Origin of the sequence: Micromonospora haikouensis (genome assembly GCF_900091595.1) — a bacterium.
In the GTDB taxonomy this organism is placed as follows: Bacteria; Actinomycetota; Actinomycetes; order Mycobacteriales; family Micromonosporaceae; genus Micromonospora; species Micromonospora haikouensis.
In genome coordinates, this window is sequence record NZ_FMCW01000008.1 from 57,402 (window position 1) to 71,908 (window position 14,507).

Genomic DNA, 14,507 nt, shown 5'->3' on the forward strand with positions numbered 1-14,507 from the left:
TTGATTGCGTGCACAGTAGTGCGCGAAACTACCAAGGTGCAAAACTCCGCTCTGCGCGATCGGGTACCCGGTTGCCAGAGACGCGAGGTTTCGCGCAGAATAACGCGCGAAAGGCGGCCGTATTGCGCCGTATTGCGCACGACCTCCCAGCGAGGAGTTCTCATGGCGTTCGTGCACGCGGAGATCGCGAGTCAACCCGACTGTTGGCGGGAGGCAGCGCTGCTGGCCCCCACGGTCGCCGAGCACCTGCCGCGCCCTGGGGAGCGGGTCGCCGTCGTCGGTTGCGGCACGTCGTGGTTCATGGCGACGGCGTACGCCGGGCTGCGCGAGGCCGCCGGCCACGGCGAGACCGACGCGTTCCAGGCGTCCGAGTTCCCCACGGGCCGCCGCTACGACCGGCTGATCGCCGTCACCCGCTCCGGCACCACCACCGAGGTGCTGGAGCTGCTCGCCGCGCTGCGCGGCCAGCTCCCCACCACCGTCATCGTCGGCGACCCGGCCTCCCCCGCCGTGGACGTCGCCTCCGCCGTGGTCGCCATGCCGTTCGCCGACGAACGCTCCGTGGTGCAGACCCGCTTCGCCACCACCGCCCTGGCCCTGCTCCGCGCCCACCTCGGCGACAACCTGGCCGCGCTCTCCGCCGACGCCGAGGTCGCCGTCCGGGCCCCGCTGCCGATCGACCCGGCCCGCATCGAGCAGGTCACCTTCCTCGGCCGGGGCTGGACGATCGGGCTGGCCCAGGAGGCCGCGCTCAAGTGCCGCGAGGCGGCCACCTTCTGGGCCGAGGCGTACCCGGCCATGGACTACCGGCACGGCCCGATCTCGGTGGCCGCGCCGGGCCGGCTGGTCTGGGCGTTCGGCGACATCCCCGAGGGGCTCGCCGAGGACGTCGCCGCCACCGGGGCCGCCTTCGTGCACAGCCGCACCCACGGCTGCCGCGCCGTGCTCACGAGCTGGGCCGCCGGGCGTACGCCGGTCGACCCGATGGCCGACCTGATCCTCGCCCAGCGGTTCGCCGTCGCCCTGTCCACCAGCCGGGGCCTCGACCCCGACGCGCCCCGCCACCTGACCCGCTCCGTGGTCCTCGCGTGAGCCCAGCCGACGCCGCCGGTCCCGCCGACGTCGTCGTCGCGCTGGACGTGGGCGGCACCGGCATGAAGTGCGCGCTGGTCCGCCCGGACGGCACCACCGTCCACACCGAGCGGCACCCCACCGACGCGGGCCGGGGCCCCGACGCGGTCGTCGAGACGATCCTCGACGTCGCCGAAGGGCTGGCCGGCAAGGCCCGCGCCGACGGGCTCGACCCCGTCGCGCTGGGCATCGCCGTGCCCGGCGTCGTCAACGAGGCCGCCGGGGTGGCGGTCTGGTCGGCGAACGTGGGCTTCCGGGACGTACCCCTGCGGGATTTGGCGGCGGCGCGGCTCGGGCTGCCCACGGCGCTCGGCCACGACGTGCGCGTCGGCGGCCTCGCCGAGGCCCGGCTCGGCGCGGGCCGGGGCACCGGGCACGTGCTCTTCGTCGCGATCGGCACCGGCATCGCCGCCGCCCACGTCGTCGACGGCGTGGCCGCCACCGGCGCGCACGGCGCCGCCGGGGAGATCGGCCACATCCTCGTCCGCCCCGGCGGCCCGCGCTGCGGCTGCGGGCGCGACGGCTGCCTGGAGGCCGTCGCCTCCGCCTCGGCGATCGCCCGCCGCTACGCGGAGGCCACCGGCGCGGGCCCGACCGGCGCGGCGGGCGGCGGTGGGCTGACCGGCGGTGGGCTGGCCGGCACGCCCGCGAGCGCCGCCGACGTGGCCGACCGGGCCGCCGCCGGGGAGCCCGCCGCCGCCGGAGTGTGGGCGGAGGCGGTCGAGGCGCTGGCCGACGGGCTCGCCACCGGCCAGTCCCTGTACGACGTGGAGAGCATCGTGATCGGCGGCGGCCTCGCCCGGGCCGGTCCCCGCCTGTTCGACCCGCTGCGCGCCGCGCTGCACGAGCGGATGACGTTCCACCGCCGGCCGCGCCTGGTCGCGGCGGCCCTCGGCGACGAGGCCGGCTGCCTCGGCGCCGCCCTGCTGGCGCTCGACGCCCGCTGATCTGTACCGGCACGCCTCACACATCTGGAGAAGCGATGACCCTGCGGGCGAACGGCAAGGTGGTGACCCCGACCGGCGTGATCCGGCAGGGCTGCGTGGAACTCGACGGCGACCGGATCACCGCCGTCGCCGAGTACCCGTCGGTGCGCGACGGGCACTGGATCGTCCCCGGCTTCGTGGACATGCACACCCACGGCGGCGGCGGGCACACGTTCACCACCGGCGACGCCGAATCCGCCCGCCAGGCGGCGGCCTTCCACCTGGGGCACGGCACCACCACCCTGCTGGCCAGCCTGGTCAGCTCGCCGTTCGAGCTGATGCGGGCGGCGACCGCCGCATACCGGCCGCTCGTCGAGGAGGGCACGCTGGCCGGCGTCCACTTCGAGGGGCCGTACCTGTCGGCGGCCCGGTGCGGCGCGCAGAACCCGCAGTTCCTCCGCGACCCGTCCGTCGCCGAGCTGACCGAGCTGATCGAGCTGGGCGGGGGCGCGGTGCGGATGGTCACCCTGGCCCCCGAGCGGGACGGGGCGCTGGAGGCGATCAAGCTGCTCACCGCCCACCGGGTGGTCGCCGCCGTCGGCCACACCGACGCGACGTACGACCAGACCAGGGCCGCCGTGGGTGCCGGCGCGAGCGTCGGCACCCACCTGTTCAACGGCATGCGCCCGGTGCACCACCGCGAGCCCGGCCCCGTCGTGGCCCTGCTGGACGCCCCGAACGTGGTCTGCGAGCTGGTCGCCGACGGGGTGCACCTGCACGACGGGATGCTCACCTTCGTCACCGCCACCGCCGGCCCCGAACGGGCCGCGCTGATCACCGACGCGATGTCCGCCGCCGGCATGCCCGACGGCGAGTACGAGCTGGGCGGCCAGGCCGTCACCGTCACCGACGGGGTGGCCCGGCTGGCCGCCGACGGGGCGATCGCCGGCAGCACCCTCACCATGGACGCGGCCCTGCGGCACGCCGTGCACGCGGGCGTGCCGATGGCGGACGCCTGCCGGATGGTGGCCACCACCCCGGCCCGCGCCATCGGCCTCGGCGACCGGGTCGGCGCGCTCCAGGTCGGCCTCCGCGCCGACCTCGTCGTCCTCGACGACGACCTGAACGTGGTCCGGGTGATGCGCAGCGGCTCCTGGGTGGAGTGACGCTGGCGCGGCGGTGGCGCGGCCGACCCGACAGGCGCACCACGCGCGCTAGGGAGCTGAGTCGTCTACGACATCACGCTCCCGACGACGCGCGCTTCCGACGGCCACCCGATCCATCCACGACATCAGCTCGCTAGCGTCGGCGGGAGGCATTGCCGGGCAGGGCGGCGGGCGGCCGGGTCAGGGCAGGGCGTCGACCTCGACGCCGAGGACGGCCTGCTCGTCGGGGCGGTGCACCAGCACGTCGGCCAGGTACGACTGCACCGCGTGCCGCATGCCGACGTCCCGGCCGGCGCGCTCGGAGAGCAGCCACTTGTGCTCGATGATCTGCGCGAACAGCTCCTGCGGCTCCAGCTTGCGTCGCAGGTGCGCCGGCACCGCCCGCACCACCGGCTCGAAGACCTCGGTGAGCCAGCGGTGCGACGCCTGCTGCTCGTCGGTCAGGTCGCTCTCCGCCCGGTACGCGTCGAGGTCGTTGAGCAGCTTGCGGGCCTGGTTCTCCTCGGCGTCCAGCCCGGTGAGGCGGAGCAGCCGGCGGTGATGGTAGCCCGCGTCGACCACCTTCGGCCGCACCAGGTACCGCCCGCCGGGGATGGTGGACAGGGCCACCTCGGCCACGTCGAAGCCCAACTCGTTGAGGCGGCGGATCCGGCGCTCGATGTCGTGCCGGGCCTCCCGCTCGACCTGCTGCTCGTAGGTGATCTCGTGCCAGAGCCGCTCGTAGCGCTGCACGACCTCCTCGCACACCACCTCCGGGTCGATCGACTCGTGCAGCAGGCCCGCGGCCTGGAGGTCGAGCGCCTCGCCGAAGATGTTGACCCGGGCGATCTCCAGGTCCTCGCCGCGCTGGCCGTTGGACAGCGAGCTGTGCAGGGCCCCCGTCTCGGCGTCCACCAGGTACGCGGCGAACGCGCCCGCGTCCCGGCGGAACAGCGTGTTCGATAGCGAGCAGTCGCCCCAGAAGAAGCCGGTGAGGTGCATCCGGACGATCAGGGCGGCCAGCGCGTCGAGCAGCCGGCCCATCGTCTCGGGGCGCAGCGTGTGCGAGAACAACGCCCGGTAGGGCAGCGAGAACTGGAGGTGCCGGGTGATCAGCACCGGGTCCAGCGGCTCCCCGTCGTCGGTCTGCCGGTCGGCGACGATCGCCACCGCCTCCACCGACGGGAAGTCGATCCGCTCCAGCGCCCGCAGCAGGTCGTACTCCCGCTCGGCGACCCGCTCGCCGGTCTCCTTGACCGCGTAGACGTACCCGCCGAGGCGGACGAAGCGCACGATGTGCCGGGAGATGCCCTGTGGCAACGCCACCAGGTGCTCGGCAGGCCACTCCTCCAGCGGGGTCGACCACGGGAGGTCGAGCAGCGCCGGGTCCACGAGGGCAGAGGTGATCCGCACGCCGACCAGCATGACGCGTCACCCCGCCGAAGCGCACCCCATCGTGCCTCGCCCCACAGCGGGCGGGCGGCGGCCCGGTAGCGTGGTCGGGTGCGTGAAACCCAGACGGTACGGCGGAAAGTGCAGCTCAGGCCCGTACGCCCGGCCGGCTGGTGGTGCGATCTGCTGCTGCTCGCCGGACTGGTCGGGTTGACGGCCGCGCTCGCCGCCGGCCGGCTGTTCGGCGTCGACCGCGCGATCGCCGACTGGGCGGAGGCGCACCGGCCCGGTGCGGCGTACTGGGGGGCGGTGGTGTTCAACTACCTGGGCCAGGGCACCCCGCTGACGCTGATCGCGCTGGGCATGGGGGTGCTGCTGGCCGTCCGGGTGCGCTCGGTGCGCCCGGTGCTGCCGCCGGTGCTCGCCTTCGTGTTCACCCTCTTCACCATCGGGCCGCTGAAGGTGTGGACCGCCCGGCCCGCACCGAGCGCCAGCGTCAAGGAGCCGTTTCTGCCCCCCGAGGCGACCCTGCCGCTGTTCCAGCACGACCTGCCGGTGCGGTTCGCCCAGTCCTACCCGTCGGGCCACGTCGCCAACGCCATCGTCTGGTACGGCGTCATCGCGCTGCTGCTGACGCCGCTGCTGGCCAGCTTCGGCCGGACCGTGCCGCCCCGGCTGGTGGCCGTCGTCCGGCTGGTTCCGCCGGCCGTCGTGCTCTGCACCACAACCTACCTGGGGTGGCACTGGTTGACCGACTCGGTGGCCGGGCTGCTGCTGGGGCTCCTGCTGGACCGGCTGCTGCACCGGGTGCCGTGGGACGACGTGCCGCTGCCCCGGCGGTTGCTGGGCGGCTGGGATCGGCCCGCGCTGTTCACCTCGGCCCCCTAGGGTCCGGGTCATGGAGCGGCTGGCGCGGCGTTTGGGCGTACCCGATGCGGTGGTCATCGGTCTGGGGTCGATGCTCGGCGCGGGCGTCTTCGTGGTCTTCGCCCCGGCGGCGGCGTCGGCCGGCGGCGCGGGCCTGCTGGTGGCGCTGGCCCTCGCCGGGTTCGTGGCGTTCTGCAACGCGACCAGCTCGGCCCGGCTGGCCGCCCGCTATCCCGAATCCGGCGGCACGTACGTCTACGGGCGGGAGCGGCTGGGCCCGTTCGCCGGTTTCGTGGCGGGCTGGGGCTTCGTGGTCGGCAAGACGGCGAGCTGCGCGGCGATGGCGTTGACCATCGGGGCGTACCTCTGGCCGGGGCGCGCCCGGTTCGTCGCCGTCGCCGCCGTCGCGGCGGTGACCGCCGTCAACCTGCGCGGCATCGGCAAGACCGCGACGGCCACGAAGGCCCTGGTGGGCGTGGTGCTGGCGGTGCTGGCCCTGGTCGCGGGGGCCGGCCTGCTCGGCGGCGGCTTCGACGCGGGCCGGATCGCCGGGCCCGGCGCCTCCAGCAGCCCCGGCACGCACGGCGTGCTGGCCGCCGCCGGGCTGCTCTTCTTCGCCTTCGCCGGGTACGCCCGGATCGCCACCCTCGGCGAGGAGGTGCGCGACCCGGAGCGGACGATCCCCCGGGCGGTGCCGCTGGCGCTCGGCGTGGTGCTGGCGATCTACCTCGTGCTGGCGGTGGTGGCGCTCGGGGTGCTCGGCGCCGGGCGGCTCGCCGCGTCCGCCGCGCCCCTGGCCGACGTGGTGACGGCCGCCGGGCTGCCCGGCCTGGCCTGGGTGGTGCGGGCCGGGGCGACCGTGGCGGTGACCGGGGTGCTGCTGTCGCTGGTCGCCGGGGTGGGCCGGACCCTGCTGGCGATGGCCCGCCGCCGGGACGTGCCGCACGGCCTGGCCGCCGTGCACCCCGTGCGCCGGGTGCCGCACCGGGCCGAGCTGGCGGTGGCCGCCGTGGTGACGGTCGTGGTGCTCGTCGGCGACGTACGCGGGGCGATCGGCTTCTCCAGCTGCACGGTGCTGGTCTATTACGCCATCACCAACGCCTCGGCGCTCACCCTGGGCCGCGACCCGGGCCGCCGGCTGCCGGTGCGGCTGCTCGCCGTGCTGGGGCTGGTCGGCTGCGTGGCGCTCGCGGTCAGCCTGCCGCTGGCCAGCGTGCTCGCCGGGTTCGGCGTGCTCGCCCTCGGCGCCGCCTGGTACGCCCTCCGCCCTCGGCAAGCCTGAAGAAGTGCGCCGATCAGTCCGTCTCGCGGGGATGTCCGGCACCTGCATAGGTGAGCCAGACCGTACGCCGTTCGTCGTCGATCAGATACCAGATCCGCCCGCCACCGGTCACCTCGTACTGCCAGCGCTCGAACTGCTCCCCCTTCCAGGCCGCCGAGGCGAGCGCGCCCTTGAGGCGGTGCTGCCTCTCGGGTGCCGTCCTCGACCTGGGGTCGGCTCGTAGGACCTCGTAGGCGCGCCGGAGGTTGGCCGGCACCTGCCGGGCAAGCTGCTCCCAGCCGTCGGCCGCCGCAGAGTCGGCGAACCGCAGCTCGAACTCGGTGCCGACGGCGGGCGGGGCCGCCCGATCTCCCCGCTTCGGACTCACTGGCGAACCTCGGGGGCGGGCACCGGGCCGAGATCACCGGTCGGCTCTCGGGTCAGGATCTCCAGCAGCGTCGGGTCGGCATGGATCTCGGCGGTGTGCCGCCACTGGGCCAGCAGCACCGCCACCGGCGACAGGTTCTCCAGTGACGCCGCGCCCTGCGCCACCTCGATCAACTCGCCCAGCAACTGGTCGACGTCGTCCTCAGGCAGGAAGGACACCCAGGGCAGTGCCTCGCCCAGCACTCGACGCACGGCCTCCGGGGACTGGGTACGAACGAGGCCGGCCAGCAGACGCGCGGTGAAATCGATGACGACAGCGTCCTGTTCCAACTGGTCGGCGCGGGTCAACGCCAGGTCCCCGGCGCCGCGCCGCCGCAGCCGCAGAGCACGTACGGAGTCCAACCGATCGGCCACAGCCGCCGGCCTGTGCAGGAACTCGCTGAACGGGAGTTCTTCGTATACAGCCGTCACGACTTCCACAGTACCGTGGAAGTCGTGGGGAGTAGGTGGCCGGACGCGCCACTACTCTTCACTCGTCCTGGGCGGGGGTGGGCCGGCCGGGGCGGGCGGGGGCTCCGGGGCGGGCGGGGTGGTCTCGCGCAGCAGGGCGGTCAGCCCCGCCCGGCGGGCCACCACGGTCAGCCGGTCCCCGGCCGTGATCACCAGGCGGGGGTCGGCGGACCAGTCCGCCTTCTGGCCGGGGCGGGCGTGCGCGAGCAGGCGTACCGCGCCGGGCTGGGCCACGGCGGACAGCGGGCTGCCGTCCAGCGGCGACCCGGCGACCACCTGGACCTCGGTGACCAACAGGGCGTGCCGGCCCACCGGGATGGTGGCGATCACCGCCCGGTCCAGCAGGGCGGCGGCGAACGACGGCGCGGCGAGATACGACACGCTGCGCGAGATGCCGATGCCGAACGCCTTCTGGACTCGCTCGGCGAAGTCGCCGTCGAACAGGCGCAGCACCACCCGCAGGTCGGGGGTGAGCCCCCGCGCGTTCAGCGCGGCCCGCAGGTTGACGTCGTCGTCGGTGGAGACCACCACGAGGGCCTGGCAGGTCTCGACGGACGCCGACCGCAGCGTCTCCTCCCGACCGGCGTCGCCGACCACCATCGGCACGCCGAGCCGGTGCGCCAGCGACGCGCCCCGGGCTTCCGGGTCCTTGTCGATGGCGACCACCTCGACGCCGAAGTCGTTGAGCTGGGCCATGACGCGGGTGCCGATGTTGCCCAGCCCGACGACCACGACGTGCCCGGACCGGGCGGGCTGGATCCGGCCGGTGTGCAGGGCCAGCCGGGCGTTGACGATCCCGTCGACGACCACGGCCGTGATCAGCGGGATCAGCGCCAGCCCGGCCAGGTTGAGCACCACCTGCATGACCTGTGCGGCGACGGGCTTGGCGACGTCCGGGTCCTCGCCGGTGAGCGTGGTGACCAGGGTGAGGTAGAGCGCGTCGGCCCAGCCCACGTGCGCGGCCCGGGCGTTGAGCCAGCCCAGCGCGGCGATGACGGCCAGCAGCACCAGCACCGCGATCCCGATCTTGCGGGTGGCGAAGCTGCGGACCGCACGCAGCAGCACGGCGACGGGCCGCCGCCGGCGGCGGGCCCGGACCAGCCGGCGGGCGGCCAGCTCCGTGCCGGGCGGCTGCCCGGTCGCCTCGGCCAGCACCACGTCGGCCGTCGACTCGTCGGCGGGCAGGAGGCGCGGCCGGGCCGCATCCCGGGTGTCGGCCACCCCGCACACGACATCCTTCTCGCGTACGTCGGCGCGACGCGCCACGTAGAGGGTGCGCCCGCCGTGCCGGAAGTGCGTCGGGGCGACCTCGCCGAGGGCGGCGGCCACGAACGCGGGGGCGGCCATCGACGCGTCGGAGAGCACCGCCGAGTCGGGGAAGAGCTGCCGCAGCCCGTTGGCGAGGCTGGTGTTGAACATGCGTACCACCAGCCGCAGCCGGGGCTCCACCTCCTGCGCGCAGAGCGCGGCGTGCATGTTGCCGACGTCGTCCTGGTGCAGCAGCGCCAGCCCGTCCGCGCCGGTCAGGCCGGCCCGCCGGAACGTCGCCTCGTCGAGCCGGTCGGCGCGGACGACGTGGAGACCGGGAAGGTCGCGCCCGTCGGGGCCGTCGGAGCGGCGGCGCTCCGGCACCACCAGGGTGATCCGCGCCCGGCCGGAGTCCAGCTCGGTGGCGAGCAGCGCCCGTACCACCCAGTAGGCCAGCGGATCCGACCCGCAGACGACGTAGTGCGGGCGGGTCTCCCCGTTGACCCGCAGCCGCCAGCCGGTCGCGCGGCGCGCGCGGTCGCGCAGGGGCTCCGCCATGCGCCGAATCGTAGTCAGCGGCGCGGAGCCCGCGCAGCCCCGTGATCATGAACGATCATCGGGAACGATTGTCGCGCCCGGGGACGGGTAGAGCGGGGCATGCAGACGTTCCTGCCGTACCCGGACTTCCTGGCCAGCGCGCGGGCGCTGGACACCCGGCGGCTCGGCAAGCAGCGGGTGGAGGCCATCCAGGTGCTGCGCGGGCTGACCCGACCCGGGTACGGCTGGCGCAACCACCCGGCGGTGAAGATGTGGGCCGGGTACGAGGAGGCGCTGGTCCGCTACGGCCTGGACGTCTGCGCGGTGTGGTGCGGGCCGGGGCGGGCCGACACCTGCGCGGCGACGCTGGTCGCCGACCTCGCCGCCGCCTGCGGCGTGACCACCGTACGCACCCAGGCGGAGCTGGCCGACGCCGGTGAGCTGCCGCCGTGGCTGGGCCGCGACGACCTGCACCGCAGCCACCGCTCGTCGCTGCTGCGCAAGGACCCGGACCACTACCGCCCGATCTTCGGCGACGTCGACCCGGGCCTGGAGTACGTCTGGCCCGCCTCCGACCGCGAGCGCCGCGGCACGCTGTGCTGAGGCGCTGGGAGGCGCAAGAAGGGGACCCTTCTCGACCGCAGGCGTTAACAGGGGGCCCTTCCTTGCACCTCGGGCAGACTGGGCGCATGGCACTGTCTCAGGTGGTGGGCCGGCTGATCGGCGTACGGCAGCACGTGGTGGACCCGGGCGGCGGTGGCGCCCACCGCGTGCCGCGCCCGGTGGAGGCCGTGGTCGTCGGCGGCGGGATCGCCGGCATGTCGGCGGCGGTGGTGCTCGCCGAGCGCGGGGTGCGGGTGACCGTGCTGGAGGCCGCCCCGACCCTCGGCGGCCGGCTCGGCGCGTGGCCGCAGGAGCTGGCCGACGGCGTCCAGGCCAACGAGCACGGCTTCCACGCGTTCTTCCGGCAGTACTACAACTGGCGGTCGATCCTGCGCCGGGTCGACCCGGAGCTGCGGTTCCTCAAGCCGGTCCCCGGCTATCCGATCCTGAGCGCCGACTGGCCCACGGAGGAGTTCGGGCGGCTGCCGCCGGCCCCGCCGGCCAACCTGCTGGCCCTGCTGCTGCGCAGCCCCAGCCTGCGGCTGGCCGACCTGCGGGCGATGGACCGGGACGCCGCGCTGCCGCTGCTCACCTACGACCCCGTGCGCACGTACGCCGAGTTCGACGGCAGGACCGCCGACGAGCTGCTGAACTCGCTGCGGCTGCCCGACCGGGCCCGCGCGATGCTGTTCGAGGTCTTCTCCCACTCGTTCTTCAACCACGAGGCGGAGATGTCGGCGGCCGAAATGATCGCCCAGTTCCACTTCTATCTGCTCGGCAACCCGGAGGGGCTGGCGTTCGACTGTCCCGACGAGGACTACGGCACCGCCATCTGGCAGCCGCTGGCCCGGCACGTCGAGCGCCACGGCGGGCGGGTACGCACCGGCGTCGCCGCGACCCGGCTGGACCGCACCCCCGACGGCTGGCGGGTGAGCGCCGCCGACGGCACGGCGTACCCGGCCGGGCACGTGGTGCTCGCCGTCGACGCGCCAGCCCTGGCCGCCCTCGTCGCCGCCTCGCCAGTGCTGACCGGTGCCGCACCGGAGCTGGTCGCGGCGATGCCCGCGTTCGGCACCCCCGGCCCGCCGTACGCGGTGGCCCGCTACTGGTGCGACGGGGACGTCGATGCGGGGCGGGCGGTGTTCAGCGGGGTGTCCCGCCAGCCCACCCTGGACTCGGTGACGCTCTACCACCGGCTGGAGAACGAGTCCCGCCGCTGGGCGGAGCGCACCGGCGGCTCGGTGCTGGAGCTGCACGCGTACGCCTGCGAGCCGGGCGTGCCGGCCGAGGAGCTGGCCGAACGGATGCGCGCCGAGCTGGTGGCGCTCTGGCCGGAGGCGGCCCGGCTGCGGGTGCGCGAGCTGCGGGCCCGGGTCGAGGCGCAGGCCCCCGCGTTCACCCCGGGCGGTCACGCCCGGCGGCCGGGGGTACGCACCGACGCCGACGGGCTCTACCTGGCCGGCGACGGCATCCGCACCGACTTCCCGAGCGCCCTGATGGAGCGGTCCGCGGCGACGGGGATCGTCGCCGCGAACCACATCCTGCGCGCCGAGGGCGGGGCGGCCGAACCGGTCCGCTCGATCCGCCCCCGCGGCCTCCTCGCTGGGAGGTAAGGAAGGGCACCTTGTTAACGCTTTCTGCATAGGAAGGGCCCCCTCCTAACACCTGCGTCAGGCGGCGGCCCAGCGCGTGCCGTGGTACGCCGCCCGCATGAGCTGCTGCATGTCGTCGAGCATCGGCATCCTCGGGTTGGCCGGCGCGCACTGGTCCTCGTAGGCGTTGAGCGCCTGCTGCGGCAGGGCCGCCTCGAACGCCGCCTCGTCCACGCCGATCGCGGCGAACGACGGCTCGATGCCGACCGCGTCGCGCAGCCGTTCCACGGCCGCCGCCAGCGACTCGACGCCCTCGGCCGGGGTCGCCGCCGGCAGGCCCAGCGTCCGGGCGATCTCGGCGAACCGCTCCGGCGCGCGGTAGCTCTCGTACTTGGGCCAGCCGGACAACTTCGACGGGACGGTGCCGTTGTAGCGGATGACGTGCGGCAGCAGCACCGCGTTGGTGCGCCCGTGGGCGATGTGGAAGGTCGCCCCGAGGGTGTGCGACATGGCGTGCACGATGCCGAGGAACGCGCTGCCGAACGCCATCCCGGCGATGGTGCCGGCGTTGTGCATCCGTTCCCGCGCCTCGGCGTCGCCGCCCGCCGCCAGGGAAGCACCGGCGGCCGAGGAGCCGCCCGCCGCCGAGGAGGCACCGGCGGTCGAGGAGCCGCCGGTCACCGAGCGCTCCAGGTTGGCGAAGATCAGCCGGATCGCGTGCAGGGCCAGGCCGTCGGTGAAGTCGTTGGCGTAGACCGACACGTACGCCTCGATGGCGTGGGTGAGCGCGTCGAAGCCGCTGTCGGCGGCGATGGCGCGCGGCATGCTGGCGGTCAGCACCGGGTCGACGATCGCCACGGTCGGGGTGAGCGCGTAGTCCGCGAGGGGGTACTTCTTGCCGGTGCGGCGGTCGGTGATGACCGCGAACGGAGTCACCTCCGCCCCGGTGCCCGAGGTGGTCGGCACGCAGACCAGCCGGGCCTTCTCGCCGAGGGTGGGGAAGGCGAAGGCGCGCTTGCGGATGTCGAAGAACTTCTCCCGCAGGTCGTCGAAGACCACCTCGGGGTGCTCGTAGCGCAGCCACATCACCTTTGCGGCGTCCATCGCCGAGCCGCCGCCGAGGGCGATGATCGTGTCCGGTTGGAAGGAGCGCATCAGGGCGGCGCCCCGGTCGACGGTCTCCACGCTGGGCTCGGGCTCGACGTCGTCGATGATCTGGAGCGCGATGTGGCCGGGGCGGCGCTGGAGGATCCGGTTGACCCGGTCGACGAAGCCGAGGCGGGTCATGGTGGCGTCGGTGACGACGGTGACCCGGTGCACGTCCGGCATCTCGGCGAGGTAGCGCAGCGCGTTCGGCTCGAAGTAGATCTTCGACGGGACCTTGAACCACTGCATGTTGTTGGTCCGCCGGCCGATCCGCTTGATGTTGACCAGGTTGACCGCCGAGACGTTGTTCGACACCGAGTTGCGGCCGTAGCTGCCGCAGCCGAGGGTCAGCGACGGCAGGAAGGCGTTGTACATGTCGCCGATGCCGCCCTGGGAGGCCGGCGAGTTCCAGATGATCCGGACCGCCTTGACCCGCTGCCCGAACTCCTCGACCAGCGCCTCGTCCTCGGTGTGGATCACCGCGCTGTGGCCGAGGCCGTGGAACTCGACCATCTCCTCGGCATACCGCAGGCCCTGCTCGCGGGTCGGGGCGCGCAGCACCGCGAGGACCGGGCAGAGCTTCTCCCGGGTCAGCGGCTCGTCCGGGCCGACGCGGTCGACCTCCGCCAGGATGATCGAGGTACGCGGCGGAACGGTGATGCCGGCCCGCTCGGCGATCCACTCCGCCGGCCGCCCGACGACGTCCGGGTTGAGCCGGCCGGCGGGGAACAGCAGCGCCTCCAGCTTCGCCTTGTCCTGCGCCGACGCCACGTACGCGTGCAGGGCCCGGAACTCGTCGAGCGCGGCGTCGGCGACGGCCTCGTCGAGGATCACCGCCTGCTCCGAGGCGCAGATCATGCCGTTGTCGAACGCCTTGGACAGCACGATGTCGTTGACGGCGCGCTTGAGCTTCGCGCTGGCCGCGACGTACGCGGGCACGTTGCCCGCACCGACGCCGAGCGCCGGCTTGCCCGCCGAGTACGCGGCGCGGACCATCGCGTTGCCGCCGGTGGCGAGGATGGTGGCGATGCCGGGGTGGTGCATGAGCGCGGTGGTCGCCTCGACCGACGGCTGCTCGATCCACTGGACGCAGTGCTCGGGCGCGCCCGCCGCGACGGCCGCGTCGCGGACCGTGCGGGCCGCCTCCACGCTGCACCGCTGCGCCGACGGGTGGAACGCGAAGACGATCGGGTTGCGGGTCTTCAGCGCCAGCAGGGCCTTGAAGATGGTGGTCGAGGTGGGGTTGGTGACCGGGGTGATGCCGGCGACGACGCCGACCGGGTCGGCGATCTCCACGCTGCCGTCGATCTCGTCGCGGCTGATGATCCCGACGGTCCGCACCCGCGCCATGCTGTGGGTGACGTGCTCGCAGGCGAAGATGTTCTTCACGGCCTTGTCCTCGAAGACCCCCCGGCCGGTCTCCGTCACGGCGAGCCGGGCGAGTTCGGCGTGCCGGTCCAGCGCGGCCACGGACGCCTTGCGGACGATCCGGTCGATCTCCTCCTGGGTGAACCGGTCGTACTCGGCCAGGGCCTTGAGCCCGTCGGAGACGAGGGCGTCGACCATGGCGTCGAGCTCGGTCGACGGGGCGGTCCTCGGTTCGGCCTTCATCTGTCACACCTCGGCGGTCGCGGCTTCTTCGGTCACCTTCAGCATCGATCGCCGGCGATCCCGACGGTGGTGCGGAAGGGCCCCTCCGGCACCGCCGAAGGTCCCGACCCCGCACCCCAATTCACCACAAAGCAAACTATTGGTGCATATG

At 74.2% G+C, this 14,507-nt stretch carries 12 protein-coding genes; 7 read left to right on the forward strand and 5 right to left on the reverse strand.

From position 1 onward, the window contains the following. The first annotated feature begins 162 nt into the window (after window positions 1-162). The 3 genes from GA0070558_RS09915 (at window position 163) to nagA (ending at window position 3,223) form a co-directional block, all read left to right on the forward strand. Window positions 163-1,092, forward strand: a complete 930-nt coding sequence (locus GA0070558_RS09915) for an SIS domain-containing protein (protein ID WP_077938101.1) — start codon at window positions 163-165, stop codon at window positions 1,090-1,092. Window positions 1,093-1,154: 62 nt separating this feature from the next. Further along, a complete protein-coding gene (locus GA0070558_RS09920) occupies window positions 1,155-2,078 on the forward strand; it encodes an ROK family protein (RefSeq protein WP_091278136.1) in 924 nt (307 codons plus the stop codon). Window positions 2,079-2,113: 35 nt separating this feature from the next. Continuing rightward, window positions 2,114-3,223 carry an N-acetylglucosamine-6-phosphate deacetylase gene (nagA, locus tag GA0070558_RS09925; protein ID WP_091277914.1) on the forward strand — a complete coding sequence of 370 codons (1,110 nt, stop codon included), beginning with the start codon at window positions 2,114-2,116 and terminating at the stop codon, window positions 3,221-3,223. A 180-nt stretch (window positions 3,224-3,403) separates the two neighbouring features. Here nagA and GA0070558_RS09930 read toward each other — a convergent pair whose 3' ends face one another. Then, window positions 3,404-4,627, reverse strand: coding sequence for a DUF4032 domain-containing protein (locus GA0070558_RS09930; protein ID WP_176734161.1), 1,224 nt, complete (start codon window positions 4,625-4,627; stop codon window positions 3,404-3,406). Between the two features lie 78 nt (window positions 4,628-4,705). Between GA0070558_RS09930 and GA0070558_RS09935 the strand changes: the two genes are divergently transcribed. Beyond that, on the forward strand, window positions 4,706-5,482 hold the full coding sequence (locus GA0070558_RS09935) for a phosphatase PAP2 family protein (protein WP_091277916.1): 777 nt from the start codon (window positions 4,706-4,708) through the stop codon (window positions 5,480-5,482). A 10-nt stretch (window positions 5,483-5,492) separates the two neighbouring features. Beyond that, window positions 5,493-6,743 carry an APC family permease gene (locus GA0070558_RS09940; RefSeq protein ID WP_091277918.1) on the forward strand — a complete coding sequence of 417 codons (1,251 nt, stop codon included), beginning with the start codon at window positions 5,493-5,495 and terminating at the stop codon, window positions 6,741-6,743. A gap of 13 nt (window positions 6,744-6,756) precedes the next feature. Here GA0070558_RS09940 and GA0070558_RS09945 read toward each other — a convergent pair whose 3' ends face one another. The 3 genes from GA0070558_RS09945 to GA0070558_RS09955 are packed head-to-tail and all read right to left on the reverse strand — an operon-like array spanning window position 6,757 to window position 9,425. Next, a complete protein-coding gene (locus tag GA0070558_RS09945; protein ID WP_077938096.1) occupies window positions 6,757-7,110 on the reverse strand; it encodes a hypothetical protein in 354 nt (117 codons plus the stop codon). Further along, window positions 7,107-7,589, reverse strand: a complete 483-nt coding sequence (locus tag GA0070558_RS09950; protein ID WP_077938111.1) for a hypothetical protein — start codon at window positions 7,587-7,589, stop codon at window positions 7,107-7,109. Before GA0070558_RS09950 ends, GA0070558_RS09945 begins: the two co-directional genes overlap by 4 nt. Before the next feature lie 42 nt (window positions 7,590-7,631). Next, on the reverse strand, window positions 7,632-9,425 hold the full coding sequence (locus GA0070558_RS09955) for a potassium channel protein (protein WP_091277919.1): 1,794 nt from the start codon (window positions 9,423-9,425) through the stop codon (window positions 7,632-7,634). A gap of 99 nt (window positions 9,426-9,524) precedes the next feature. Here GA0070558_RS09955 and GA0070558_RS09960 point away from each other — a divergent pair, with 99 nt between their 5' ends. Continuing rightward, a complete protein-coding gene (locus GA0070558_RS09960; protein WP_091277921.1) occupies window positions 9,525-10,007 on the forward strand; it encodes an MSMEG_6728 family protein in 483 nt (160 codons plus the stop codon). 86 nt (window positions 10,008-10,093) lie between these two features. Then, window positions 10,094-11,620 (forward strand): FAD-dependent oxidoreductase, encoded by a 1,527-nt coding sequence (locus tag GA0070558_RS09965; protein WP_091277923.1) that lies wholly within the window; start codon window positions 10,094-10,096, stop codon window positions 11,618-11,620. A gap of 57 nt (window positions 11,621-11,677) precedes the next feature. Here GA0070558_RS09965 and adhE read toward each other — a convergent pair whose 3' ends face one another. Then, window positions 11,678-14,356, reverse strand: a complete 2,679-nt coding sequence (gene adhE / locus GA0070558_RS09970) for a bifunctional acetaldehyde-CoA/alcohol dehydrogenase (protein ID WP_091277925.1) — start codon at window positions 14,354-14,356, stop codon at window positions 11,678-11,680. Window positions 14,357-14,507 lie beyond the last annotated feature (151 nt).

Coding starts and splice junctions, on each gene's coding strand:
- adhE (WP_091277925.1), bottom strand. CDS start 14,356: ATGAAGGCCGAACCGAGGACCGCCCCGTCGACCGAGCTCGACGCCATG.
- GA0070558_RS09955 (WP_091277919.1), bottom strand. CDS start 9,425: ATGGCGGAGCCCCTGCGCGACCGCGCGCGCCGCGCGACCGGCTGGCGG.
- GA0070558_RS09940 (WP_091277918.1), top strand. CDS start 5,493: ATGGAGCGGCTGGCGCGGCGTTTGGGCGTACCCGATGCGGTGGTCATC.
- GA0070558_RS09965 (WP_091277923.1), top strand. CDS start 10,094: ATGGCACTGTCTCAGGTGGTGGGCCGGCTGATCGGCGTACGGCAGCAC.
- nagA (WP_091277914.1), top strand. CDS start 2,114: ATGACCCTGCGGGCGAACGGCAAGGTGGTGACCCCGACCGGCGTGATC.
- GA0070558_RS09930 (WP_176734161.1), bottom strand. CDS start 4,627: ATGCTGGTCGGCGTGCGGATCACCTCTGCCCTCGTGGACCCGGCGCTG.
- GA0070558_RS09915 (WP_077938101.1), top strand. CDS start 163: ATGGCGTTCGTGCACGCGGAGATCGCGAGTCAACCCGACTGTTGGCGG.
- GA0070558_RS09960 (WP_091277921.1), top strand. CDS start 9,525: ATGCAGACGTTCCTGCCGTACCCGGACTTCCTGGCCAGCGCGCGGGCG.
- GA0070558_RS09920 (WP_091278136.1), top strand. CDS start 1,155: ATGAAGTGCGCGCTGGTCCGCCCGGACGGCACCACCGTCCACACCGAG.